At 45.9% G+C, this 26,392-nt stretch carries 17 protein-coding genes; 8 read left to right on the top strand and 9 right to left on the bottom strand.

The window, feature by feature from the left end; all coding sequences use genetic code 11:
• Positions 1–113: 113 nt before the first annotated feature.
• A complete protein-coding gene (gene murG, locus P2A85_RS13410) occupies positions 114–1,178 on the top strand; it encodes an undecaprenyldiphospho-muramoylpentapeptide beta-N-acetylglucosaminyltransferase (RefSeq protein WP_377480810.1) in 1,065 nt (354 codons plus the stop codon).
• Positions 1,179–1,224: 46 nt separating this feature from the next.
• Here the strand turns inward: murG and P2A85_RS13405 are convergent, their stop codons facing one another.
• Positions 1,225–1,716, bottom strand: coding sequence for a YajQ family cyclic di-GMP-binding protein (locus tag P2A85_RS13405; protein WP_341739886.1), 492 nt, complete (start codon positions 1,714–1,716; stop codon positions 1,225–1,227).
• A gap of 16 nt (positions 1,717–1,732) precedes the next feature.
• On the opposite strand from P2A85_RS13405, the gene P2A85_RS13400 reads away from it, so the two are divergent.
• The gene (locus tag P2A85_RS13400; RefSeq protein ID WP_377480807.1) at positions 1,733–1,867 is read left to right on the top strand and encodes a hypothetical protein; all 135 of its coding nucleotides are present in this window, start codon (positions 1,733–1,735) and stop codon (positions 1,865–1,867) included.
• A 66-nt stretch (positions 1,868–1,933) separates the two neighbouring features.
• On the opposite strand, the gene P2A85_RS13395 is transcribed toward P2A85_RS13400, so the two are convergent.
• The 5 genes from P2A85_RS13395 to ebsA all read right to left on the bottom strand — a co-directional run bounded on the left by P2A85_RS13395 (position 1,934) and on the right by ebsA (position 10,964).
• Entirely contained in the window at positions 1,934–2,350 is a 417-nt protein-coding gene (locus tag P2A85_RS13395) for an MAPEG family protein (RefSeq protein ID WP_377480804.1), read from the bottom strand.
• A gap of 15 nt (positions 2,351–2,365) precedes the next feature.
• A complete protein-coding gene (locus P2A85_RS13390; RefSeq protein WP_340525435.1) occupies positions 2,366–2,869 on the bottom strand; it encodes a DNA recombination-mediator protein A in 504 nt (167 codons plus the stop codon).
• 377 nt (positions 2,870–3,246) lie between these two features.
• Positions 3,247–4,335 (bottom strand): phosphotransacetylase family protein, encoded by a 1,089-nt coding sequence (locus P2A85_RS13385; protein ID WP_377480801.1) that lies wholly within the window; start codon positions 4,333–4,335, stop codon positions 3,247–3,249.
• Positions 4,336–4,812: 477 nt separating this feature from the next.
• On the bottom strand, positions 4,813–9,669 hold the full coding sequence (locus P2A85_RS13380; RefSeq protein WP_377480798.1) for a choice-of-anchor L domain-containing protein: 4,857 nt from the start codon (positions 9,667–9,669) through the stop codon (positions 4,813–4,815).
• 920 nt (positions 9,670–10,589) lie between these two features.
• Positions 10,590–10,964 carry a type IV pilus biogenesis protein EbsA gene (gene ebsA / locus P2A85_RS13375; protein ID WP_341732603.1) on the bottom strand — a complete coding sequence of 125 codons (375 nt, stop codon included), beginning with the start codon at positions 10,962–10,964 and terminating at the stop codon, positions 10,590–10,592.
• A gap of 321 nt (positions 10,965–11,285) precedes the next feature.
• Between ebsA and P2A85_RS13370 the strand changes: the two genes are divergently transcribed.
• The 4 genes from P2A85_RS13370 (at position 11,286) to P2A85_RS13355 (ending at position 16,385) form a co-directional block, all read left to right on the top strand.
• Entirely contained in the window at positions 11,286–12,800 is a 1,515-nt protein-coding gene (locus tag P2A85_RS13370) for a glycosyltransferase (RefSeq protein ID WP_377480794.1), read from the top strand.
• A 296-nt stretch (positions 12,801–13,096) separates the two neighbouring features.
• Positions 13,097–14,320, top strand: coding sequence for an ATP-grasp domain-containing protein (locus tag P2A85_RS13365; RefSeq protein ID WP_377480791.1), 1,224 nt, complete (start codon positions 13,097–13,099; stop codon positions 14,318–14,320).
• 282 nt (positions 14,321–14,602) lie between these two features.
• A complete protein-coding gene (locus tag P2A85_RS13360; RefSeq protein WP_341740281.1) occupies positions 14,603–15,511 on the top strand; it encodes a CoA-binding protein in 909 nt (302 codons plus the stop codon).
• A gap of 142 nt (positions 15,512–15,653) precedes the next feature.
• Entirely contained in the window at positions 15,654–16,385 is a 732-nt protein-coding gene (locus P2A85_RS13355) for a response regulator transcription factor (RefSeq protein ID WP_377480787.1), read from the top strand.
• Between the two features lie 70 nt (positions 16,386–16,455).
• On the opposite strand, the gene P2A85_RS13350 is transcribed toward P2A85_RS13355, so the two are convergent.
• From P2A85_RS13350 to P2A85_RS13340, 3 genes are all read right to left on the bottom strand, one after another.
• Positions 16,456–16,884, bottom strand: coding sequence for a hypothetical protein (locus P2A85_RS13350; protein ID WP_377480784.1), 429 nt, complete (start codon positions 16,882–16,884; stop codon positions 16,456–16,458).
• Between the two features lie 615 nt (positions 16,885–17,499).
• The gene (locus P2A85_RS13345; protein ID WP_371117458.1) at positions 17,500–17,820 is read right to left on the bottom strand and encodes a nucleotidyltransferase domain-containing protein; all 321 of its coding nucleotides are present in this window, start codon (positions 17,818–17,820) and stop codon (positions 17,500–17,502) included.
• A 371-nt stretch (positions 17,821–18,191) separates the two neighbouring features.
• On the bottom strand, positions 18,192–19,553 hold the full coding sequence (locus P2A85_RS13340; protein WP_377480781.1) for an aldehyde dehydrogenase: 1,362 nt from the start codon (positions 19,551–19,553) through the stop codon (positions 18,192–18,194).
• A gap of 579 nt (positions 19,554–20,132) precedes the next feature.
• On the opposite strand from P2A85_RS13340, the gene P2A85_RS13335 reads away from it, so the two are divergent.
• Positions 20,133–20,489: a hypothetical protein gene (locus P2A85_RS13335; protein WP_377480779.1), complete on the top strand. Its 357-nt coding sequence runs from the start codon at positions 20,133–20,135 to the stop codon at positions 20,487–20,489.
• A gap of 198 nt (positions 20,490–20,687) precedes the next feature.
• Positions 20,688–26,057: a hypothetical protein gene (locus P2A85_RS13330; RefSeq protein WP_377480775.1), complete on the top strand. Its 5,370-nt coding sequence runs from the start codon at positions 20,688–20,690 to the stop codon at positions 26,055–26,057.
• Positions 26,058–26,392 lie beyond the last annotated feature (335 nt).

Raw genomic sequence — 26,392 nt, 5'->3', positions numbered from 1 at the left:
TTTAGATGGCTGATGAGAAATTGGCTGAAACTGCCGGAAAAATCAGCATAATAATCTAAAACCCTAAACCCAAAATCGATCGAGCTGTGGAACTTGTAACAGAGACAAATACCTTGACAAAATCCCCTATCCGGTTGTTGATTGCAGCTAGTGGCACAGGAGGACATTTATTTCCGGCGATCGCCACCGCTGAACAGTTGCATGACTGTCACATCGAATGGCTGGGAGTTCCCGACCGCATGGAGACTCAGTTAGTCTCGCCCCTTTACCCCCTCCACACCATCGCCGTTGAAGGCTTTCAGCAGCGATTGGGACTCGGTACAGTGCGAATTTTAGGTGGTCTCGCCAGCTCGATTCTGCAAGTGCGCCGATTGCTCAAACAGGGAAATTTTCACGGAGTATTTACTACCGGAGGTTACATCGCAGCACCCGCAATTTTGGCGGCTCGCTCTTTGGGTTTGCCGGTGATTCTTCACGAATCTAATGTTTTTCCGGGTAAGGTGACTCGTTGGTTTAGTCCTATTTGCAGTGCAGTGGCGATCGGGTTTGAAGCCGCAGCCCAGTATTTACCCCGCGCCAAAACTGTGTTTGCTGGTACGCCCGTGCGATCGCAATTCCTGACTCACGAACCTCTCAATTTACCAATTCCTGACAACGTACCTGTAATTTTAGTCATGGGTGGCTCTCAAGGTGCTGTCGCAGTTAATAAGTTAGTGAGACAGTGTGCTCGATCTTGGTTTGATGCTGGTGCTTGGGTGGTTCACCTCACCGGAAATAATGACCCGGATGCTGAAAGTTTGCAGCACGCACAATATATATCGATGCCATTTTATGATAATGTGGCTGGTTTATTGCACCGGGCAAATTTAGCAATTAGTCGATCGGGTGCTAGTGCTATGACAGAATTAGCAGTGACTGGAATGCCTGCTATTTTAATTCCTTTTCCTTTCGCCGCGGACAACCACCAAAATTTTAATGCCGAAGTGTTTGCCGCTTCGGGAGCAGCTTTGGTATTTCGTCAAAGTGAATTGACTGCTGATATTTTGCAAAGTAAAGTTTTACATTTACTCAGCGACACTCAACATTTGGCAAAAATGTCCCAAGCTGCTACTCAATTAGCTGTGACAGACAGTGCAGAGCGTTTGGCACATTTGGTTAGGGAATTGGTGGCTAACTAAAATTCGGCTAGATCTCCATTGCATCTTTGAGTTAGCTTTCAAAACTTTACCTATAATTGGTAAACTGCAAAGCTACGGGGTAATCTTCTTGCTTCAATCGTTGAATTACCAACTGCAAATCATCTTTATCCTTGGCAGAAACCCGCACCGCATCGCCTTGAATCGATCCTTGAATCTTTTTAAATTCATCTCTAATTAATTTAGTAATCTTTTTAGCAATTTCCTGGTCAATTCCTTTTTTGAGTTTAATTTCTTGACGAACCCGACTGTTACTAGCAGCTTCAATTTTGCCATAATCAAAAATTTTCAGAGACAAATTGCGTTTGGCAGATTTAGTTTGCAAAACAGTGTGAATTGCATCCAATGTAAATTCACTGTCGGTATTGACAATAATGGATTCAGCACCTAATTCCACGGTGGTTTTGGTGTCTTTCAGGTCGTAGCGACTTTGAATTTCCCGTGTTGTTTGGTCAACAGCATTAACTAATTCTTGACGGTCGAAGTCGCTCACAATATCAAAGGAATAACTGGCTGCCATAAAATGATAATTGGGAATGGGGAATTGGGAATGGGGAATGGGGAATTGGGAATTGGGAATTGGGGATTGGGAATTGGGAATTGGCTTACCCCCCCCAAGGGGGGAGGAAATGGGGAGATTGGCGATTGGAATTAATACAAATAACCAATAACCAATCACCAACAACCAATCACCAACAACCAATCACCAATCACCAACAACCAATCACCAATAACAATTAGTTATTAACAGCCATCAAACTGAAATAAAATAGAGTGACAGTGCAAGAAGAACTAATGGCAAACATGAGCGATCGCCCCAGTGGTATATTCAGGATATAGAAAACTGAAAACAACAACCGGGCGATCGTAAAAGCGATCGCAGCCCAACCAGCCGCCTCCGAATCTACCCCCGTCACAAAAGCCATCAAAGCTGCCGCTGAAAACAGCATAAACGTCTCAAAGGAATTTTGGTGAGCCCAAGTAGCCCGTTGAGCGTAAGCAGGTAATTTCTCAAACATAGCGCGGGGCGCTGCTCGATCGTAGCCTAACTGCAAGCGGGCGTAGGCAACCACCAAAAACGGGGCGTACACCAGGGCGGCCGCAGCAACAATACAATCAAGCAAAATAACCGAAACAGGTAATCCTAATAGCATTATCCGCCTCGTATTTCAATCAAAATAGAACAGAGTAACGACTTTGCGCTGTTCCTCTGCATCCTGACAAGTTTTCAGCAAAGTGTGACTTTCGTGAAAAGCAAAACAGAGCAGTTGCTGACACCGAGAAATAATCTCCTGATTGCACAGGGCGCTTGCTTCTGGGAGAGACAAACTGTCATTTTTGGGATTTTCTACCAAATGTATCACTTGTTCTAGCTGCTCGCGAGACTCTCGTGGCTGGCGGCTCATGCTTTGTGGCAAAATCACGGTCAGCAGATTGGGATCTGCTCGCATCGCCCCCCGAATCGCTGCTGAATTGGTGCCTGTAGCGCCAGAAGTTATGAGCTGATTACCAGACAAAACTAAGGCGTAGCTCAGCATCTCAATTAGCTGCTGGTGGGTAATGGGAACATGGCGAGAACCCAAAAGAGCAAGCCGCTTGGAGCTTGTTTGCTGGATTGCCGCAAGTTCTTGTAAAAAATCATCAACTCTGGGTAGCTCAATTGATTGACTCAAAGAATTTATTAAATTAAATAAAACTACGTTGTGGATTCTAGCAGACGGAATAGCTATTGCAGCTAAAAAGAAGTTAAGAATTACAGATTTACCCGATCGGACTGGATGAGGAATATATCCTCTCATCACAAATATACCAGCCGGAACCAGCAAAAAGCCACAAGGAAGAAGGCCAATGCCATAAAATCAATGGTTTGGGCGATTAAAAACTGATTGAGTCCAGAATGTTGGTATCGGCCGGCCGAAGGTTGAATTTTACCACTCCTATGGTTTCGGCACAGTCAACGATCGTCTGACTCAAAAGCAGAAGTAGGAAGAATCAAAAATTGAGACTTCCTGTTTGCTTCTGGCTACTTATTTTTTCCTTAGATAGGAATTTAATCACCCAGGGTTAGGGAAGCCATCAGTGCGTTAATGTCAAAATGCTCTGCCATTAGTTGAGTAACGCATTCCACCTTAATGGTCTCGTGCAGGCGCACGTTGCCAAAGGTACTGTCGATAATTTCCACAGTGGTTAAGGTATCTAAATCCACCGACAACACTGGAATTTCCATTTCTTCTGCTCTGCCGATGACTAGGGGAGAAGGAGGCAAGTGTCCTGTGAGAATTAAGCACTGAGTAGAGCTTTCCAGAGCTGCTAACTGGATGTCGGTGCGATCGCCCCCTGTCACCACTGCCATATTTCTGGCTTTGCGGAAATACTTGAGAGCGGAACTAACATTCATTGCACCAATTGTCAAGGTTTCGACCATCAAATCCAAACGGTCTGGGCGACACAGTACCTCAGCTTTCAATTGGTGAACCAGTTCTTTGACGCTGACACTGCGTAGCAAAGCGCTTCTCGGTAGCATTCCCAGCACTGGAATTCCTTGTGCTTCCAGAAAAGGTCGCACAGTGGAGGCGATGGATTCGAGTTTGTCGGAGGGAACGTCGTTGAGGACGACACCTAGCAAACGGGAACCTAAACGTTGCTTAGCTGAAAGCAAATCATCTACAAACAGATCGATCGGGCGTGTCACCAGCAGCACAGAGGCATCAACGGCCTGGGCCACTTGAGGCAAAGACAAGTCAAACAGACTGCCTTCCTCTAAATTAGCAGGACCTTCTAGCAGCACTAAGTCTGTACTTTGGCCTTGGACATATTCCGCTAGAGACTGGCGGTAATCAGTCCGATCTTCTCCTCGCAGTCGCTTGTGAACAGTTTCTTCGTCCAAAGCAAGCAGAGTAGATGGCATTTGGGTATCTTTGAGCTTCAGGGTCTCGATCGCGAAGCGCACGTCTTCCTCTTCGGCACCAGGTTCATCAGAGTTAAAAGAAGTTCCCAGGGGTTTGCCGTAGGCGACGGTCAATCCTTGTTCCCGGAGTCCGAGTGCTATCCCCAGGGCGATAGCGGACTTGCCACTGTAAGCTTTAGTAGAACCGATCAGTAAATATTTAGTCAATTTCGGTAAGCCTTTACTCCTCAATTTGCACCTGTCTATAGCGTTTCTCAAATAGATGAAGTAGGTTAGACTCTTGCGATCGCCAAACCCAACACCTTATTTTAAATGAAGAATTGGGTAACGGGAACCTCAACCCAACCTCTCTATTTTGAACTTCACTGCTTTGAGAACCGTTATATTTCAATAAATTTAGTTTATTCAACAGTATTTCTGCACTGCCACTCAATTTTGCAATAGTATTATACTCGATTTATAATTTTAAATCGATATGTATTATTAGTGATTAATGGTTAGTGGGAGCGCGATCGTTCAAACTGATATCTGGTGCTGCCAGCAATAAACTGTTTAGGAGGGGACTGGTAGATCTTGCCTAAACAGATCAATTGTCTGGTGCAGTGGGCTGGCATTTCGATCGCCCAAAGGTTGATTCGATGCCAGCCCGATCGAAGTTCAAGGGCTGTAGATTGAGTTTGGATCGCCAGCGCCGTAGGCGTTGTCTTCTCAACTACCGAGTCGCAAAATTTGAACGAAATCTGAGGGCGCGATCGCGCTTGCTTGCACCCCATTCAAAACGGCTAAGAGTTCCCCAGAGTTGGCAATTCTGATGAATGTAGTGGGACTGGCATCTTGCCCGTTTGTACTGTGGCTAATGCTCAGTTGAGCGAAAGTCAAACCGCCGGCTAAACTTAGCAAATCTTCCCCTTTCCTGAAATCAGAAATGGTATCACTTCCTTGTCCTGATGTCAAGAAAAATAAATCGCGCCCGCTGCCACCGAGCAAAGTATCACTGCCCTCATCGCCAATCAACACGTCGTTGCCAGCACCGCCGACCAAGCTGTCACTGTCTTTGCCCCCCAAAATCGTATCGTTGCCAGCATCGCCGTTGATGGTATCGCTCCCTTCATTGCCGAACAGCAGGTCATTGCCTTCCCCGCCACACACTTGGTCTTGACCGCCAACAACCCCGACAGGCAGGGCGCTGCCGATATCCCCATACACCGTGTCATCGCCCTCGCCGCCGCAGATAGAGTCATTGCCTTGGTCGCCCAACAGCGAGTCGCTGCCACTATCGCCTAAAATTACATCGTTCCCTTTGCCACCACGGGCAGTATCGCTTCCCTCACCGCCAGAAAGACTATCAGAGGCATCTTGACCGTAGAGTAAGTCATTTCCTGTGCCACCGAATAACAAGTCGTTTCCGGCGCGATCGCGGTCAGATTGGCTGTTCGTGCCACCGTAAAGAGTATCGTTTCCTTCCTCGCCCTCAAGGGTGTCAGCACCGAGTCCGCCCCAGATAGCGTCGTTATCTTTGCCACCGAAACCAGCGTCGTTGCCCTCGCCGCCGAACAGGGTGTCGTAGCCTGCTTGACCGTTGAGGTAGTCGTCACCGGGTCCACCGTCTAGCAAGTCGCGATCGACAGAAGGCCCAACAGGAATGTTGCTGATCAATCCCCCAAAGAGGTTGTCGTTCCCAGCCAAACCCACAAGAACATCGTCTCCAGGCAAACCATTGATGCCGTCACCGCCACTGCCGCCAGTAACCGTCTCGTTTGTATCTCCACCAACCAGGTTGTTGTCAACAGGATTGAAACCCTGAAGACGCCCGATCTCCGGTAAGGTAATTTGCCCGCAAATGCAATCTGGATCTTCGGTTGGCTGCGGGGTTAGGACAGGAGTTGTTTCCGAGAGGGGGGTTGGGGTTGGTGTCGGCGTCGGTGGGGGAGTCGGTGTCGGCGCAGGAGTTGGTGGGGGTGTCGGCGTCGGTGGCACGATAATTGTGGGCGAAAAGTTGATGGCTGGTGTCGGTGTCGGTGGCACGATAATTGTGGGCGAAAAATTGATGACTGGTGTCGGTGTCGGCGGCACGATAATGGTGGGCGAAAAATTGATGATTGGTGTCGGTGTCGGCGGGGCGATGTCGTTGTCAGCGATGGTGACGCTAATGGGCGCGATCGCCACTGGCAAGTATTCGGTAGCGCTGTCGGGGGCGACGCTGGAAAAAATCAACCCGGTGTGGGTTCCTTCCACGATGGTGTCGTCGGTAGCTTTGACGGTGACAGTTTGCGCTGCATTCCAGTTAGCGGGAGTGAAAACCAGAGGCGCGATCGCATCTATTTGACTGCCCGCGGCGAAGTTGACGGTGACATTAGCCGTCGGCGCCTTGGTGAGAATCACGCTGTAACTGCCCGTTGCACCGCCTTCTGCGGCATTGGTACTGGTGGGAGTGACGGCAATGCCGGGGGAGTCGTTATCGAGAATCAAGACATCAACTTTGGGGATGTCGATCTTGTTGTAAGCCAGATCTGTACTGCTAGCGCTGGAAATAATGGTGCTCAGGTGCGTTCCTTCCACAGCCGAGTCGTCCACTGCTTTGACTGTGGCGGTTTGAGGCAGGTTCCAGTTAGCGCTAGTGAAGGTGAAGGAGGCGATCGCTTCTATTTGACTGTCTGTGGCGAAGCTAACTTTAACATCATTTTTGGGTTGGCTGTTGAGCGCTACTTGATAGGTGTCGGTTGCACCACCTTCGGCAACAATGGTGCTGCCGCCTGTTTGAGTAACAGTGACGCCAGCAGGAGTAGTAGCTGTGTCGTTGTCGGTGATGCTGACACTAACGGGGGCGATCGCCACTGGCAAGTATTCAGCAGCACTGCCTATGGCGACGCTGTGGCTGATTGTGGCGCTGTGAACTCCTTCGATAACAGTGTCATCGGTAGCTGTCACGGTGACAGTTTGCGGCACATTCCAGTTAACCGGAGTGAAAGTGATGGCGGCAATCGCATCTATTTGACTGCCGGTGGCAAAATTGACGATGACAGGCGCTGTCGGCGATTTGGTGAGGACAATGCTGTAACTGCCCTTTGCACCGCCTTCTGCGGCATTGGTGCTGTTAGGAGTGACGGCGATGCCGGGGGAGTCGTTGTCGATCACCAATACATCAACTTTGGGAATGCCGATTTTGTTGTAAGCGGAGTCGGTACTGCTAGCGGTGGCAGTGATGGTGCTAAGCTGCGTTCCTTCCACTGCCGAGTCGTCCACTGCTTTGACTGTCGCAGTTTGAGGCAGGTTCCAGTTAGCGCTAGTGAAGGTGAAGGGTGCGATCGCTTCGATTTGACTGTCTGTGGCGAAGCTAACTTTAACGTCATTTTTGGGCTGGGAAGTCAATACCGCACTGTAACTGCCATTGACACCGCCTTCTGCCGCTGTGGTGCTTGTAGGAGAGATTTTTACTCCAGCAGCAGTAGGTGTGTCGTTGTCCACGATCAAAACTGTAACCGGCGCGATCGCCACAGACTTGTATTCCGCAGCACTGCTAGGGTCAATGCTGTGACTGATGCTAGCGCTGTGAGTTCCTTCGACTAAACTGTCGTCGGTAGCTTTCACTGTGACTGTCTGGGGTAGATTCCAGTTGTCTGAGGTGAAGGTAAATGTGGAAATCGAATCGATTTGAAAGCCCGTATTGAAGTTGACCTTAACTGGCGCAGTCGGTTTGCTAGTCAGCGCTACCTTGTAACTGCCTGTGGCCCCGCCTTCGGTAGCATTGGTGTTTTGAGGAGTAATTGTGACTCCGGCGGTATCGTTGTCGGTAATTTGGGCAATCACCGAGGCCGTAGCAATCAGGTTGTATTTCGCGTCTGTACTGGTGACTTTGTGGGCGATCGTACTGGTGTGCGCGCCTTGGTCTACAGTATCGTCCACGGCTTGCAAAGTCACCAATTGAGGCACGTTCCAGTTGTCGGGAGTAAATTTCAGGGCGATCGGGTTTCCCCCTCCAGCCCCCACATCGCTTTGGCTGTCTGGGGAGGCGGTGACGGTAACATCCGCCGTTGGCTGGCTGGTTAACACGGCCGTATAGTTATCGCTAGCCCCACCTTCGCCGAGTTTGGTGGTGCCGCCAGTTTCGGTAATTTTTACGCCAGCAGTGTCGTTGTCTGTGATGTTAGCTGTGAGGGTAGCAATAGCAGTACCGTCTATTCTGATAGGCGGGGTACTGCCGTCGTAGTTGGGATCGGCACTGCTGGCTGTGTGGAGAATCGTGCTGGTGTGGGGACTAGCTTCAGTGATATCATCGTCCACTGCCTTGACAGTGACGGTTTGCGGGACATTCCAGTTAGCGGGGCTGAAGTTGAGGGCGATCGGGTTTCCCCCACCAGTCCCCAAGTCTGTCTGCTTGTCCGGTTTAACAGTCAGAATGACTAGGCTTGTCGGCTGGCTGTTGAGTACCGCTGTGTAGGTGTCTGTGGTGCCACTTTCGGTGACAGCCGTGTTGCCACCGCTTGAGGTAATGGTAATCCCTGCGGTGTCGTTGTCGGTAATATTTAAGGTCGCAGTATTCTGGGTGATGCCGATCCTGGCATTGGCGGGATTTGTTAATGTCAGGGTGAGATTTTCTGTCGGTTCAACTAAGCTGTCATCGTTGATGGGAACGATAATTTCGGCACTGGTTTGATTGGGGGCAAAGTTGACGGTTTGGGTGGTGAACACAAAATCTACCCCTAATCCCAAGGTAGCCCCGCCTGTGGCGCTGCCGTTACTTAATTTTACGTCAATCTTGGAAGTTCCGTTAGTAATGCCTGTGCGGTTGATGGTAACTGCTGCCCCGACAACTTTCCCATCTTCCTTGACTTGATAAGTGGGTTGGGAGAAATTGAAGCTGGGCGGAACGTTCAAGAAAATTGCCGAGTCATAGGCACTATCGCGAGTGTCGGCGATCGCAATCCTCAGTTTATTCGTGATATTCGGGATCGCGGTTCCTTGAGCGGTTAACAACTTGGTAAAACCGTCAAACTGCGTATTATAAGGAGTCTTCCCCAAACCAAATGTAGTCGGGTCGTTGTCTATGTAAAATGCTGAGTTTTTGTTTTTATTAATAGTGTTGATGGAAACTGGTTGGTTCGTCCCAGGAATCAAGGGAATGTTGATGCCATTCAGGACAAAGGCAAAAACATCGTTGTAACTGTTAACAAACTCATTGTATTCTTCCGAAGCAAACACGTATTCCAAACTAAACTGACTTTGCTTGGGTATGAATTCAAACTCTAAAATAGCAGCATTTTTTGTCGTATCAGGAGCAACAAGGGGGTCGAGAGTCACTGGATCGCCGGCACTCGCTAAGTTGGAACTCGTGGTGTCTGAATTATTAGGCCCATTAGCCTTCGCAATCTCTCCGGTGCTGAAAATCACCCCTGCTTCGACATTTATCCCTTCTGATATCCCTCCCCCGAAAGTGCCAGCCGCCCGATTGTCACCCGTAAATTTCGCACTGCCCGGAACGACATTGCCTGTATCTCCCACAATAAATTCGGCAAGTTGCTGGGCAGTCAAAGCAGGAGGGTTGAGATTTTTAGCGATCAGAGTCATAATCTACCTCTTTGCAAATATTTGTCGGTTTTAATCTGTATATGTCGTTTGCTCCCTGTTATCCTGTTGGCTCACTCATTACTTAGGAGTAATGAAAATAACTGATGTGTGGCGTTGTGCTGCTTAAGTCGTTGCTACAGAATATTGGCTAGAAGGAATTAGGATAATTTAATGTGACTTCGAGCCGCTTACGTCCAAACTTTGACCATGATAACTAGACCGCCACCATGGCGGTCTAGTTCTCATCTCAAGAGTGCCAAAAATCAAAAATCAGGACTTATATTAAATCCCTTCCAGCGCAAGATTCTTTAAAATTACTTGCTGATAAAAGGTTTGATGATTCAATGGGTTGTCTGAGAAATTAACTAAGATGAGTTAATTTTGATCGTAAGCTATATCAGTAATATCACGTAACTTTTTTACAAATATTAATACAGGACTTACGCCCGCGGGGTCAAAAACCCGGTTTCGGTGTCAAAATCTCAGGCGAGAGAGCGACGATTTTTTCTCATAAACCAGGTTTTTTGCGTCCAGGATTGTGATACTTAGGATATAAAGTTGATATTTAGTTGGGGAAATTTGTGTTGCAGATCGATCGCACACAAATGTCAGAAATAGGCTTGGGCGCTGTTCGACAACAAATACAGCAGTTTTTACATGAAATAATCGAACAACTCATACCAATTTCATAAAGTAGCGCTACATATCTACCCCCCCAACCCCCCCTTATTAAGGGGGGGCTAAGAACTACATCTGTAGTAGGACTTGATGAAAATGGTATCACTTACTATTGCAGGTTTGTCAAATAGGAATGGCGCACCAGTAGTGTAAAGTTCCTGTGGTGGTCGATTTACACTACTGGTGCGCCAGTTACAGCGCCAGTCTATTGCAGAATTTCGAGAGTAGGGGTGTGGCAAAAATTACTCATCCATCCGCATTAGCTTCCGGTAAAAAACTTTAGAAAAATCGACGGTGCGAGTGCGCTGAAAAATCATCAGTACCTCAATCAAGCAATTCACAAAATCAGAGCTTTGCATCGTTACTTCGTAGCTGAGTTCAGCATTGCCGTCAAACAACACTCGACAGCGGGTCAAATCGATCGGCAGTGATGAAATATTCCAACTAGCTACAAACGGAATCTCCTCGCCACCTTCAATTTTTCTGGCACCTTCCAAGGTTTTGAGCTTGTAGAGAGCTATAGCGTAGGGTAAAGACTTGCGCCTCTGCTCTGGAAAAAAAGGTGCATAGACTTTTGATTCTTTTTCATCGGCGGGCTTGAGTTGAGGAATAGACATATTTGTTAAGTAAAAGATCGATGGGTGCAAGAAAGAAGGAAAAATGCTCATTCAGCAAGCTGTTTAGCCATCCGTATCTGAGGTTAAATTAGGTGGATTTACTTAGGAAAAAAATTGGTAGAGCATCAGTGTCAGCAGAGTGGGGCTGAGTTGCCCTCTGGGTCAGCTTTCGACAAAATCCCAGAAACTGATAGAGTAGATACTTATCTCTACTAGGCATCTCTCATCATTCTGTAGGGTAGGTATCCAGCCTGCCCTTGACAGCATTTTTGGGAGAAGTCTACTAAATCCAAAACTATTGGTGATTGAATCAAGTAACCTATGCAGGAGAGTTCTTGGCAAGAAAACGACGTTCGCAGCGAGCTTAACTTGGATATCCCTGATTTAGCTCCTGAAGAACATGAGAGTTTGACCTCAAACCCCAAGGTAGGCACGATATTTGCTACAGCCTCCGGTGGCGAAAGGAAGTTTGACGTGGAAACCACAGGCGCTCCAACGGTAGCGATCGAGTTGCCTAATTCTCCCTCTTTTCCTCAAAAATTATACCAGGGACGCCGGAGGAAAGCTGCTATACTCCTGACGGCGATTTGGGGCGGAACGATTACTTTGCACTTGGTTTCTTGGGGTGCTTGGGTAGTCTGGGGATTGACGGGACTGCTGTGGATGCAAGCATTTCGATTTTTGTTTGCTTCACCCAAGCCGACAATGCCACCTCTTTCAGAATCCAATCAAGAGGATTGGCCCTACGTGTCGCTGCTGGTAGCGGCGAAAAATGAGGAAGCGGTAATTGCCAGACTTGTACAGTCCATTGGTAATTTGGATTACCCGATCGACCGTTATGAACTTTGGGCGATCGACGATAATAGCACAGACAGTACGCCTATGGTATTGGAACAGCTAACCAAACAGTACCCGCAACTCAAAGTATGGAGGAGAGGAGCCAATGCTAGTGGTGGCAAATCGGGAGCCCTGAATCAAGTTTTACCCCTGACTCGCGGGGAATTTGTGGGGGTATTTGATGCGGACGCGACGGTGACACCAGACTTGCTGCGCTTGGTACTGCCGGTGTTCGATCGATCCCAAGTTGGAGCTGTGCAAGTCAGAAAATCGATCGCCAATGCTCCCCTAAATTTTTGGACTCGCAGCCAAGAAGCAGAAATGGCGCTAGACAGTTTTTTCCAACAACAACGGATTGCGATCGGTGGTATTGGAGAATTGCGCGGTAACGGTCAATTTATGCGTCGCACAGCCTTGGAAAGCTGCGGAGGTTGGAACGAGGAGACGATTACCGACGATTTGGATTTAACAATCAGGCTGCACTTAGAGCGGTGGGATATTGAATTTTTGGCTGTTCCCCCCGTATCTGAAGAAGGAGTCACCAACGCCCAGGCTCTTTGGCATCAGCGCAATCGCTGGGCCGAAGGTGGCTATCAGCGCTATCTTGACTACTGGCAGCTCATTGTTCGTAACCGCATGGGAACGGGAAAAACTTGGGATTTATTTGGATTTTGGGTATCTCAGTATTTGTTGCCCACAGTAGCTCTGCCCGACTTTTTGATGTCGATCGTACTGCGCCGAATGCCGATCGCCAGTCCCCTAACTTTCATGACTATTACCCTGTCTCTGGTGGGAATGTTTGTCGGTTTGCGTCGCACTCGCCAAGAGACCAAATTTGACCTCAAAAGAGTTTTTGCCACCTTGATGCAAACCCTGTTGTCTACTGTATATATGCTTCACTGGCTGCTAGTAGGTGCTGTGACAGCTAGGGTTTCCGTGCGTCCTAAACAGTTAAAATGGGTGAAAACAGTCCATCAAGGCACTGCTAGTAGCAACTAAAACTGGCAAAAAAGTATCTAAAATTGCCAGGATTCAGGAAAATATCAACAATTAGAATTCTACTCACTAATGATGGTAGAATTTTAACAGAAAATGTCTTTTATCAAAAAAATACACAAGAGGCGATGGGTAAGAGCAAATAAGTAATCGGTAATACAAAAGTCGGAAATTATAAATATCGCCAAGATTTTTAAATTTTAACTTGACAAAATACCAATTACTATCTATTAATTATGATTAATAGATTGCGAATTACCAATTGCTTGTTGCCAACTACGAGTCACCAGTTATTGATAATGGATTTGTTAGAGTACCAAGCTAAAGCTTTATTTCGTCAGATGGCAATTCCGGTTCTGCCCTCCCAGCGGATTGACAATCCCGCAGACCTCAAAGGGCTGAAGATTCCCTACCCAGTCGTACTCAAGTCCCAAGTGCGGGCGGGGGGACGGGGTAAGGCCGGTGGGGTGAAGTTTGTGGAAAATACGATCGATGCGGTGGCTGCGGCTCAGACAATTTTTAATTTGCCGATCGAATCGGAGTATCCCGAAGTCCTGCTAGCAGAGGCAAAGTACAACGCAGACCAAGAATTGTACTTGGCTGTATTGCTAGATCCCGTAGCGCGACGCCCCGTACTTCTGGGATCGCAACAAGGAGGTATGGATGTGGAAGGGTCGATCGAGAAAATGCAGCAAGTTGTTGTAGATCAAGAATTTTCGCCTTTCTACGCGAGGCGATTGATGCTGAAAATGGGATTGCAGGGAGATCTGATTCAATCAGTCAGCACGATTGTGGAAAAAATGTATCGGCTGTTTGTCGCAAAAGATTTAGATTTAGTAGAAATCAATCCTCTCGGCATCAGTCCCAAGGGAGAGGTAATGGCTCTAGACGGTAAAGTCAGTGCCAATAATGATGCCTTGGGACGTCATCCCGACTTGGTGGCACTGGGGGAAAAGAAAGCAGATAGCAAGCTCCCAGGAGACAAGAGACGTCAGGCCGATCGCCGGAGTGCCCACTCAAATTTGCTGCACTCGCCCTTGGAATTGGGAGGGAGTTCTCAATCCCAATTCTCCAATTCTGAATCTTTGAACTTGGTGGAACTAGAGGGGAATATTGGGGTTTTGTGCAACGGAGTGGGTTTGACAATGGCGACTTTGGATGCAGTGACTTACGAAGGAGGCAAACCAGCTAATTTTGTGAATCTCGGTTCCCTAGACCGCTACGATGGAACAAAGACCCTGCGCGATCGCTTAGAGTTATCTCTGGAGTTAGTCTCTCAGGATAAAAGCGTGAAGGTGGTGCTGGTGAATATTTTGGCTAGTACCGCAGCCAGCGAGGCGACTATCTCGGCAGTGGTAGGCTATCTGGAACGGAAAGCCCGTGCCAATCGCCAAGTTCAGGTGGTGCTGCTCTTGGTGGCGATCGATCGAGATGGGGTGAAAAAGCGTTTGGGGCAGTTGCCTGTGCAACTAGCGAGCACTTTGGATCGGGCAGTAGCACAAGCTGTGTCTTTAGCTAAATAGCGGGAAGCCCAGACACTATAGAAACCTTCAATCAAGGGCCGATCGCCTTCGTCGTTGGGCAAACTTCCTTGCTCCTTCTTCCTTCTTCCTTCTTCCTTCTTCCTTCTTTTCTCCCCTTGGGGGGGTGATATCAATTCCGGTTGTATCGGAATGATTTAACCGCGAAGGCGCGAAGGACGCGAAGGAAGAGAAGAGAGAGTTTAATAATTCCGATGAAGAGAGGATTTTATATGACTTCTTCCTTCTTCCTTCTTCCTTCTTCCTTCTTCTGCGATATAAAAAATGAATTTAACTCCTGAGAGTAAAGTCCTCATACAAGGCATTACAGAATCTCCCGCGTCAACCCTTGTGGGGCTGATGATGAAAGCCTACGGCACAAATGTAGTGGCTGGTGTCAGTCCCGGTAGGGGCGGGCAGGAGTTGGAGGGAATTCCGGTTTTTGATTTGGTGGAACAAGCTGTGGCGGCGGTGGGGCACATTGATACCACGGTGATTTTGGTGGAACCCTACTGGGTGCTGGATGCGGCCCTGGAAGCGATCGCTGCTGGAATTCGGCAAATCGCGATCGTTACTCCTGGAGTGCCTCCTCTGGATATGGTGCGCTTAGTCAGAAAAGCTGAAGCTATGGAAACTTTGGTGATTGGGCCCAACAGTCCGGGAATTATTGTGCCTGACAAGTTATTGTTGGGAACTCATCCCAAGGAGTTTTACACTCCCGGCCCGGTGGGGATTATCAGCCGCAGCAGCACTTTGACTTACGAGGTGGCTCTAGAACTGACTAATGCGGGGTTGGGACAGTCGATGGCTGTTTGTATTGGCTGTGATGCGATTGTGGGTTCTTCTTTTATGCAGTGGCTGCAAATTTTGGACGAAGATGAGACTACGGAGGCGATCGTGTTGGTGGGGGAAGTTGGCGGCTGGAGCGAACAAGCTGCTGCTTCTTATATCGCTGAGGCGATCGACAAACCCGTGGTGGCTTACCTGGCTGGCCGCTATGCTCCCAAAGGGCCGTCTTTGGGCCACGCCGGCATCCTGATCAGCTCTAGGGCTGCTGCGCGGACTGCCTTTGGGGTGACAGCAGAAAATAAAATGGCCGCCTTTGAAGAGGCAAATATCCCAGTCGCTTCTCGACCTTCGGAGGTACCTAAGTTGATAAATAAATTACTCAAGAAAAATCAAGACGTTTCCTAAATCCGATCGGCTTTATTCATTTTTTCTGAATCTGTATTTATTCATAGGTTTGGAAGCTAATATTTGGGTAGCTATGGTTACAAAACCTTGACAAAACCTCTGTTAATCTGGTAGCAATTAATGATATTGGAAGCTCGCTGCTGTGGGATGTCTTAGTATTTCAATTGTTGAAGGGAATCCGCACCTGCGATCGCTCTTGGGCTGGCATCTACAGCAAGTCGGTCACTGGGTGCATCAATCAGCGGATATCAATCATGCTAGGGAAATATTTTTCAGCCAACAGCCATCCCTAGTAATTCTGGATGCGGAATTGCCAGATGGAGACGGTTTGGAATTTTGCCGATGGCTACAAAAACAGCAGCAGTCGCTGATTTTAATGCTGTCAGCCCGGAATTCTGAAGCGGATATTGTTGAAGGTTTGAAGTCGGGGGCTGACGATTACCTCACCAAACCTTTTGGGATGCAAGAATTTATGGCGCGGGTAGAAGCTTTGATGCGTCGCAACCGCACGATGATACCACCGGCTACCCTGGAGTGCGGGCTGCTCAAAATTGATTTGGTGCAACGCCGAGTGCGTTTGTACGAACAACATATCGAACTCACTCCCCAGGAATTTAGCCTGTTGTACGTGCTGGCTCAAGCTGGAGGAGTCCCTCTGTCGCGATCGGACTTACTGCGCAGAGCTTGGCCCGATGCTATTGACAACCCGCGCACCATTGACACTCATGTACTGTCTTTGCGCAAAAAAATCGAAATCGATCCGCGACAGCCGAGTCTGATTCAAACTGTGCGGAATGTTGGCTATCGGCTGAATTTGGAATTGTTAAATGCGAATGAATGGCATTCACCGCTATCTAGGGTGGTGATTTCTTAATTTGCGGGCTGATTTGATGTTGGGAATTAATTGGCGATCGCCTCGGTTTTTCCTGACACCATGAATAGGATTATTTGGGACAGGGCAATTGTCCGTTAGGAGTTACGTAAACATTGTGATTGAAGTCATTAATGAAACATACGAGCAATCCTTGGCGGTGATTTTTTTTACCATCATTCCACCGGAATAATTCGGTATTTGCTGTGGTCCGCCTTGGTGCATCGGCAGTTTCTTCTAAGGTGCTTTCCCCTGGATGGAGCGATGATTCTACGCTAATACTTATTTTCTCGACTTCTCCGGTTCGTTTGCCAAATTCATTAACTTTGTGATTATGAAGGACAAAGTTTTTGATATAAATGCGCTGATTGGAAATATTAGTCAGCCGTAACATTCCCTGTTTGACTGTTTCTACTCGCAGCACGTAGGTAGGTGGAATGAAAGCAGCAAGAGATACAGAGGCGATCGCCATTCCTGTCAAAAGTGATAAGATATTTTTCAAAATATAATACTTAAACTCTGATTTTGAGTCTTTATTTTACTACAGTATTAACCATTCAAAAAGTCACCCGGCGGTTGAAACCGCGTCTATACAAACAAAGTCCGCTCAAAAAGTCACCCGGCGGTTGAAACCGCGTCTATACAAACAAAGTCCGCCTCCGCGGACTAAGAAGATCCAGATCGAGAATCTGGCAAATCTCCCAGCAGACGTTGTGCTAATTCTAAAAATTGTTCGGCTTGGGCGATTAATTGATTAGCCTCATCTTCGGGAATGGCTGATATTTATGCTCCGGAGATCCCCCTCGCATCCCCACCCCCCCCTAGGGCGTGTTTTCAAACTACTCCTTAAGATTTAGATCCCCCTAAATCCCCCTTAAAAAGGGGGACTTAAAGACTCTTTCCCCCCCCTTTTTAAGGGGGGCTGGGGGGGATCTTCGGGTTTGAAAACACGCCCTAGCCCCCCCCCAAGGGGGGAAGGGGGACTTTGATCCGATTCTTGTCCCCCCCTTTTTAAGGGGGGTTAGGGGGGATCGTCTTAAGTAAACCGTATTGACTAATAACCTAGCTGCCCGCAAGCTTTCACCTGCTTTTGTTAAAAGAGCAATTTGTTCTGGTATCAAATCAATACTCCTTCTCTACGAACATTTAGAAAGAAAGGACTTTTCTCTTCCTGAAAACGTATGGAAGAAGCAAAAGCACTAGAAATTACTACAGTCCGATCTAAGCACAAAGCGGCAATAAATTCACTGGTGCTAGCGATTTCTTTGCCAGCATGAACTTGCCCGTCCAACACAACTAAAATATCAATATCAGAATCGGGTTTGGCATCTCCTCTAGCTTGGGAACCGTAGAGAATTAACTGCACGAGTCTTTCGCCATATAAGTTATGAAAGTAGTGGCGGAGTTCTGCTAAAATTTCTGGTAATTTATCGTTCATTTTGATTCGTTATGTTTGTAATATCAATTCCGGCTGCACCGGAATGATATAGAGGAGACGGCAGTGCCGTTTCCCTACCCCGATTAATTGTAGGGACAGGGCACTGCCCATTGGTGTCAACTTAAGCTGTGGGCCCGCCAAGTTCGTTGGTCATCCCACCAGTCCGACAGGGGTTTAAACCCCTGTCTCATAGCTGAAGTCAGTTGAAACCGACGGTCGATTTGCCCCAAATTAAGACATATAAACCAACTCTTCAGTCCTCTTTGAGAGGACTTTCGCTATGAGACAGGGGTTTAAACCCCTGTCGGACTATTGGTTTGACCTGATTGTTGACACCTATGGGCAGTGCCGTCTCCTCCGTTTATATCATTTCAACCAATCACTTTTTTAATCAAATCTAACTTACCTTTATAAGGAGCATAGCGCCATTTCAATTCCAGCCAAAAAAACTTTTGCAACACGCTTTTGTAATGGGAAAAAGTATCAAAACTTGCTTTCCCGTGATAACTCCCGATGCCGCTTTCTCCAACTCCGCCAAAGGGCAAGGTTGTTACTCCCACTTGCATTACTGTGTCGTTGATACAAACTCCCCCAGAAGAAGTTTCCCGCAGAACTCGTTCTTGTTTCTGCTTATCCTTGGAAAAGAAATATAAAGCTAAAGGTTTGGGGCGGGCGTTGATTTGGGCGATCGCCTCTGATAAATCATCATACTCCAACACTGGCAAAATCGGCCCGAAAATCTCATCTTCCATCACCGGGGAATCCCAGGAAACTTTATCTAAAACCGTCGGTGCAATATATCTATCTTCCGGTTTCACTTCCCCGCCGATCGCAATTTCTCCGTCTTTGACGAAGGCACTCAAACGTTCTAATTGCCGCTGATTGATAATTCTGCAATAGTCGGGACTTGTTTGCGGGTCGTTGCCGTATAATTCAAGAATCGATGCTTTGATTGCTGGCATCAAATCCGGCTTAATTTTGCGATCGACTAACAGGTAATCTGGAGCGATACAGGTTTGACCAGCATTGATGAATTTGCCCCAAGCAATCCGTTTTGCGGTGTGTTCTATCTGCACATCTGAGTCTACAATGCAAGGACTTTTCCCACCTAATTCTAATGTTACAGGAGTCAGATGTTTGGCTGCGGCTTCCATCACAATTTTACCAATTTTTGTGCCTCCTGTAAAGAAGATGTGGTCGAATTTTTCAGCTAACAATTGTTGGCTAATTTCCACACCACCTTCGATGGCGGCTATGTAAGCTGGATCGAAGGTTTTAGCAATCATGTCGGCGACGACTTCGGATGTGTGGGATGCTATTTCCGAAGGTTTGAGAATGGCGCAGTTGCCGGCGGCGATCGCCCCTACTAACGGTGATATCATTAACTGAAAGGGATAGTTCCAAGGCCCGATGATTAAAACTACGCCTAAAGGTTCGGGAAAAATGCGGGCTGAGGCGGGGAATTGGTCGATCGAAGTTGGCACTTTTCTGGGCTTTACCCAAGATTTGAGGTTTTTGATGGCATACTTAACTTCGGCAATGGATGCGATTTCAAAGTAAGCCTCGAATTCCGGCCGATTTAGGTCAGCATTGACAGCATCCACTATTCGTGATTGATTAAGTTCGATCGCGCTTTTAAGTTTATGCAATTGTTCCAGCCGAAAATCCACCTCTTTAGTTTTTCCCGTCGCAAAAAATTGTCGCTGCTGCTGGAGCATATCGCTAACTAACATCTTTTGTCCTCCATGTTTATCAATAAATGTTAAAGCATTTCTGAAAATAGGCGATCGCACTTTAGCTGCGATCGTGTTTCCCGGAAAGTCCCTGCATTTGAGATTAATGTTAAAATAAAAGGGTTGACATGGGTATTGTGTTTATGGTAACACTTCTGCTTGCTGTGAGTATGTGTCAATGTCACCAGTGTAACAGCTTGGCATGGGACAGGGATACTCCCAAAAGCTCGGAAAAGCTCGGAAATTACTGACAAGAGTGAGGGCCGCGAATCTGTGACACCAGATTCAGCATTAGGGCAATTAGCCTAAAACAGGCAAATTATCTTAAAAAAGCGGGTTTCTGCCTAGGTCCACAGTTGACTAAAAAACCTTACTGTTTAAGAGTTTTTACTTAGTAATAGGAAGCAGAACAGTTGACTCTTGGCGATCGCCTAAGCAAACCTTTGATTAAGTGTCACAGTTAGGCCCATGGGTTTTCTCAACCAAAAGCACTATCAATTAATGAGAGCACTTATCAAAGTAGCAACTCAGGTTCAGCGAGGACAACTGTCATACTCAGTTTCTATAGAGGATAACATTATGAAAAACATGACGACGCGACCAACTATAAGTGCCTTAGTAGCAATCCCTATTTTGCTCATGGCACAGACAACTCAATGTTTGGCTAGTATTAGTGCTATGACTGGAACTCCAATCAAAGCAGTTTTGGTTGGTGGCGATGGGATGAATTCGGAGAATTTGGATTCACAATTCATCGCCGTTGAAGAAAGCGAAAATTGGGACTTACCTAATTTTTCTGAGGAGGGGAATATACAGACAACCAAAATTAAGGAATCTCCTGTTAAATCAGAAATTACTTCCCCAGAACCAAAGCTTTATATCAGTGCAGCTAGGGGTAGATCCAGCCGCAGTTGTCGTATTTCAGGACTCTGCTAATCAATCCATAGTCATTTCCAAAAATATAAGTCTTAGGCTGGCAAGAGGCCTACCCCACCAGAGTGGTACAATTTGATGCAGTAATTGTAAATTTTTTCCCTAATTTTTGGTTGATTTTTATCTAAATGTGCTAAGAGCAGAGAAAGGATTTTTTCAGGGTATGTATTTTTTCGCTGGACTGAAACAATCATCGGCTATGTGACATCTCCAAAAAAGGCGATCGAGGGCTGGGAGGATGGCTACCCCACAGAAAATATAGGAGATTTCTATTTGACGATCGCCTTTTGGGAAGCAGAGAATTGTCCTACCGATATCTCTATTTCTCGGTGGTTAATACCAACGGATTATTCAAATATTTTTTCAAAATTTAATATGATTAATTCACACTACCAAGAAGATACACCAGGGCTGGAAAACAAAAATGCGCTGCAAACTCTCGCCCGCACTCTCAAAATGTCTCAGGGGCAGTTTTCTCTGACTTTGGTACGCTGCAATTACGGTGTTCTCCGAGAGCAAATTGTCAGACAATTGCACCAAGCTTGTGCGGTGGAAGTGCGAGAAATTTTTCTACCCACATCTGTAAAAACTCTTTATACTACCATAGAGGCAGAACTTGCTGGTAGCCAGCCCCAGGCTTTGATGGTGTTTGGATTAGAGTCGGTAAATGCGATCGATAAAGTGCTGACTTCTACCAACTATGTGAGGGAAGAATTTCGCAATAACTTTCCCTTTCCGGTGGTGCTGTGGGTGACAGACAAAATTTTAAAAAAACTGATTCGCTTAGTCACAGATATTGAAAGTTGGACGACAACTATTGAATTTGTACTCCGCCCCGATGAGTTAGTAGACTTTTTAGGAAAAAGTGCCGATCGCATTTTTTCGGGTATTTTAGAAAACGGCAATTGGCGTTTAACTAATTCTGCCATTCTGGGTACTGGTGCCTTGACTGAATTAGAGTCAGCCAGGAAAGATTTGGAAACTTCCGATATCCGCGTGGAACCAGCGATTGAAGCTAGTTTACAATTTCTGCGCGGCCGCAACGAATATGCTTGTCAGCGCATGGATACTGCCATTGCATTATATCAGAAAAGTCTCAATTTTTGGAAGTATCAAGTAGGATTACTTGGTCATCAAACCGAATTTAGCAACTTGTTATTTACGATTCACCCCGCACCAGTATTAGAGGGGATTGTGCTATTTCACATCGGGCTTTGCTACCGATTCCAAGCAGAACAGCACCGTAAAGGGAACCGTCCTTACTGGACGGAAGCTAAAAATTATTTTCAAGAATCTATTGAGGTTTTAGAAAGAGCCGGACAGCACGATACTGTTGGTAAATTTATCAATCAATTAGGCGAAGTATTGCAGTATTTAGAAGATTGGGATGCACTCTGGAATTTAGCTATCAAAGCTCGGAGGTTACATCAAAACATGGAAAATTCAGCAGTTAATTTAGCTCAAGATTATGGTTTTTTGGCTAAGGTAGCCTTAGAGCAAAAAAATTGGCAAGGGGCTAAGGAATGGGCTTTAGTGGCTCTAGATGTTCTGAACTCCAATTTAGATACCGCTGGACAAGGAACCTCGTTAAAGTCCCAGCATCAAGGCTTGTACCTGTTAATTTTAGCAGAAGCAGAGAAGGAAATTGGTGAAATTGAACAGGCGATCGCACATCTAGAAATGGCGCGAGCCCAAACCCCACCTTGCTACAACCCGCAGTTGTATTTGCGAGTGTTAGAACTGCTGCGATCGGTTTATTTTCAACGAGGGGAATATCTCCAAGCATTTCAAGTTAAGCAAGATTATCGATCGATCGAACATACCTATCGTTTCCGAGCTTTTATTGGTGCAGGAAAGTTGCAGCCCCACAGACAAGCAATGAATCCCACCACAGAAACTGTTACTGTCAATACTACAATTGCTGATGAAATTACTGCTTCCGGTCGGGAACAAGACCTCAACCGTTTGATAGCTAGGATGAACAGCGCCCAAAACAAAATAACAGTAATTTACGGTCAATCAGGAGTTGGTAAAAGTTCCATGGTCACGGGGGGATTAGTACCGGCGCTGAAACAAAAAAAGATAGAAAACCGCACTGTTTTACCAGTATTGCTACAAGTTTACAATAATTGGCCGCGGGAATTGACCAGACAGTTATCTGCTAGCAAATCAGAAATATTCGAGCGAGTAATTGCCGAAGATAGGTTGGGTTCAATCGAAGTCGAATCGGCAGGTGAAACCTGGGAAACCAATGACACTTTAATGGCGATATTAAATCCTCCTGAAAATCGCCCTACCGAAGATAAAATTGTTCCCGAACAGCCTGTAGAAGTAATCATAAAAAAACAGACTATAGAATACGATAAAATAATCAAAGAATTGCAAACAAATGCCGAACATCTAGTCACAGTTCTCATATTTGACCAATTTGAAGAATTTTTCTTTGTGTGGAAAGAACAAGCAGAAAGGGAAATATTCTTTGAGTTCTTGCGGGAATGCTTAAAAATCAAATACTTAAAAATTATCCTATCTTTACGGGAAGACTATTTGCATTATTTGCTGGAATTTTGCCGACCCAAAAGCAATCAACAAATCATCAACAATGATATTTTAAGTGACATTCTCAGCAAAGATATTTTGTTTTATCTAGGCAATTTTTCGGTAGCAGATGCTACCGCGATTATTCGGAGTTTAACTCAACGTTCTCAATTTTATTTGGAACCTAAATTAATCGAAGAACTGGTCAAAGATTTAGCAGGAAACTTGGGAGAAGTTCGCCCCATAGAACTACAAGTTGTGGGTGCGCAACTCCAACAAGATGACATTACCACCTTAACTAAATATCAGGAACTAGGCAAAAATCCTAAACAAAAATTAGTAGCCAAATTTCTCGAAGAAGTCATCCAAGACTGTGGTCCAGAAAATGAAGGAGCAGCCCGTAGAGTTTTGTACTTGCTCACAGATGAAGATGATATCCGTCCTCTGAAAACTCGTGCCGAACTAGCCTTAGATTTAGCCACCTTTGAAGAAGCTGATAAATTAGATTTAGTTTTAGAATTGTTGGTAAAATCTGGTTTAATTTTTCGTTGGACAGAACTGCCAGCCGAGCTTTATCAGTTAGTTCACGACTATCTAGTTGGTTTTATCCGCCAGCAACAGGAATTAGATAAAAAAGCTGAATTTGAGGAACTACGAAAACAACACAAAATTAATAGAGATGTCATCGAACAACTCCGCAAGGAAAAAGAACTAAATGCCCTGCTTTCAGAATCCAGAGACAAACAGCGTCAAGCTAAAGAAAAACAGCATGAGGCTGAAGCGACACTCTACGAAAATCGCAAATGGCAACTGCGATTAGCAGTGCTGGGAGTGGTGGGATTGACTGGTCTTTCTGGCCTAGCGCTTTATCAAACAAAAGTAGGAGACGAAGCGCGACAACAGGCTGAAAAAGCTCGCACTGATGCCCTAGATTCGGGTTCCCGTGCTCTCGTGCTTTCTAATGAAAAAGACCAAATGGGAATCTTGGAAACCAGTGTGAAGATTGCCAAAGATTCTGTCAATAGTACAGCCTTACCTCTGGATACTAAAAACCAGATTGCCGAAAGACTCAGACGAGCAGTTTCTGGGGTGCAAGAATACAATAGTTTTGAGCAGCACACCAACTTTGTTTTGGATGTGAGTGTCAGTCCAGATGGCAATAAAGTTGCTTCGGCAAGTGCGGACAAAACGGTTAAATTGTGGAGCAAAGAAGGTAAGTTATTAAATACTTTTAATCACAGCGATGGTGTCACGAGTGTTACTTTTAGTCCCGATGGCAAAACCATTGCTACTGGTTGTGGCGATGGCAAAATTAGAATTTGGCAGTTAGATAATAATAAAAAGCCCATGGCCACTTTAGAAGGTCACAAAGATATAATTACCAGCGTCAGTTTCAGTCCCGATGGCAAAACCATCGCTTCCGGTAGTTATGACAATACTATCAAAATCTGGAACATCCCCAGCCAAAAATTGCTACAAACTTTAACCGGACACAAAGACTTGGTACTTGGTGTCAGATTCAGTCCCGACGGCGAAACAATTGCTTCCGCAAGTGCGGACAAAACTATCAAACTTTGGGATAGAGAAGGTAAAAGCGATAAATTTAAAACTCTACCCAAAACTTTAAATAAGCATTCTGACATTGTTTACAGTGTCAATTTTAGTCCCAATGGTAAAGAAATAGTCTCGGCAAGTGCGGACACCACAGTCAAAATTTGGAATCGAGAAGGAAAGGAAATTAAGACGATTAAAGGACACAACGAAGAAGTGGTGAGTGCGAGTTTTAGTCGCGATGGCAACAAGATTGTCAGTGGTAGTGCGGATAACACTCTGAAAGTTTGGAGTCGCACCGGCACTTTGCTGAACACTTTTCGAGGACATCAAGATGACGTGAGGGCAGTAACTTTCAGTCGCGATGGCACTATTGTTTCGGCAAGCAAAGACCAAATGGTTAAAAGTTGGAAACCGAACAATACTCCTTTGAATCAAATTTTGGCTGGGCACGGTGACTGGGTGAATAAAGTTAGTTTGAGTTCAGATGGCAAAATAATTGCTTCTGCTAGCAGAGACAAAACTGTGAAACTTTGGCTGGCTAATGGTAGTTTGTTGAGAAGCTTAGTAGGTCACGAAAATTCTGTTAATTGGGTGAGTATTGCGCCGGACAATCGCACCATTGCTTCGGCCAGCGATGACAAAACAGTGAAAGTATGGAGTATAGACGGGAAACTGTTAGATACTCTCCCACACGGCGACATTGTTAACAGCGTGAGTTTTAGTCCTGATGGCAAAATAATTGCCACAGGAAGCGATGATAATAAATTGTACCTTTGGCGTTGGCAGAATGGTCGGGCAACTGCGATCGCCAAACTAGACCACATGAATCAGGTAGTGAGAGTAAGTTTCAGTCCCGACGGTAAAACCATTGCTGCGCTGACAAACGACAAGCCAGAACCCAAAAAAAATCCTTTAAAAGTTGCAGCAACCAAGAAAGTTTACCTGTGGCAAATTAATGGTATGTCGGCAAAATTGCTGACTACCCTAGACCACGACAATAGTGTTAAGGATGTTACTTTCAGTCCTGATGGAAAAACCATTGCTACGGGTTGTGCTGACCAAAAAGTTTACTTGTGGAATTTTGATGGGAAAAAAGCAGTTTTAGCCGAAAAATATAACCATAGCGATAGTGTGGAAAATGTTAGTTTCAGTCCGGACGGGAAGTTAATGGCTGCTGCTGCGGGCAATACTGTTAAATTATGGAATTTTGATGGTCGGAAGGCGACGCTATCTAAGACTTTGGAATCTAGCTATCGGATGTTTAGCGTTACTTTTAGTTCTGATAGTAAAAATCTGGCTTTTGCTATGGACAGAAATGTGGTTCTGTGGCCTGTGGAGAATTTAGAATTGAATCAGATAGTTGCTAAGACTTGCGATTGGTTGGGGGATTACTTGAAGAACAATCAAAATGTGACTGAGGGCGATAAAAAGCTTTGTGTTGGGTTGGGGAATCAGGGTTTAAATCAGGGAAATAAGTAAAATTACTGATAGAAATTTAGTTGTCACTATAAACCTGTGAGGGTGGGAGCATCCCAATTTTGGAGGGGCGAAGCATGACCGCAGATAATTTATGAGTTAAAAGCAGAGATTTATATAAAATCCGTTAGCATCCGAATTATTAAACTCTCTCTTCTCTTCCTTCGCGTCCTTTGCGCCTTCGCGGTTAAATCATTCCGATACAACCGGAATTGATATTACTGCGGTCATGCTTCGCCCCTACGGATATATTTGCCAAAATGGGATGCTCCCGTGAGGGTTCTTAGTAAGGACTTTAGGAAACAAACACAGTTCTCATAAATCTATCTATTGGCTAA

Origin of the sequence: Microcoleus anatoxicus (assembly GCF_042465725.1) — a bacterium.
Taxonomy (GTDB): domain Bacteria; phylum Cyanobacteriota; class Cyanobacteriia; order Cyanobacteriales; family Microcoleaceae; genus Microcoleus; species Microcoleus anatoxicus.
This window is presented reverse-complemented; position numbering and strand designations above follow the sequence as displayed.

Excerpts from the sequence above, each read along its gene's own strand:
- P2A85_RS13400 (WP_377480807.1), top strand. The coding sequence starts at position 1,733 with ATGGGGAATTGGGAATGGGGAATGGGGAATTGGGAATTGGGAATTGGG.
- P2A85_RS13345 (WP_371117458.1), bottom strand. The coding sequence starts at position 17,820 with ATGAACGATAAATTACCAGAAATTTTAGCAGAACTCCGCCACTACTTT.
- P2A85_RS13370 (WP_377480794.1), top strand. The coding sequence starts at position 11,286 with ATGCAGGAGAGTTCTTGGCAAGAAAACGACGTTCGCAGCGAGCTTAAC.
- P2A85_RS13380 (WP_377480798.1), bottom strand. The coding sequence starts at position 9,669 with ATGACTCTGATCGCTAAAAATCTCAACCCTCCTGCTTTGACTGCCCAG.
- ebsA (WP_341732603.1), bottom strand. The coding sequence starts at position 10,964 with ATGTCTATTCCTCAACTCAAGCCCGCCGATGAAAAAGAATCAAAAGTC.
- P2A85_RS13360 (WP_341740281.1), top strand. The coding sequence starts at position 14,603 with ATGAATTTAACTCCTGAGAGTAAAGTCCTCATACAAGGCATTACAGAA.
- P2A85_RS13365 (WP_377480791.1), top strand. The coding sequence starts at position 13,097 with ATGGATTTGTTAGAGTACCAAGCTAAAGCTTTATTTCGTCAGATGGCA.
- P2A85_RS13340 (WP_377480781.1), bottom strand. The coding sequence starts at position 19,553 with ATGTTAGTTAGCGATATGCTCCAGCAGCAGCGACAATTTTTTGCGACG.
- P2A85_RS13405 (WP_341739886.1), bottom strand. The coding sequence starts at position 1,716 with ATGGCAGCCAGTTATTCCTTTGATATTGTGAGCGACTTCGACCGTCAA.
- P2A85_RS13395 (WP_377480804.1), bottom strand. The coding sequence starts at position 2,350 with ATGCTATTAGGATTACCTGTTTCGGTTATTTTGCTTGATTGTATTGTT.
- P2A85_RS13335 (WP_377480779.1), top strand. The coding sequence starts at position 20,133 with ATGAAAAACATGACGACGCGACCAACTATAAGTGCCTTAGTAGCAATC.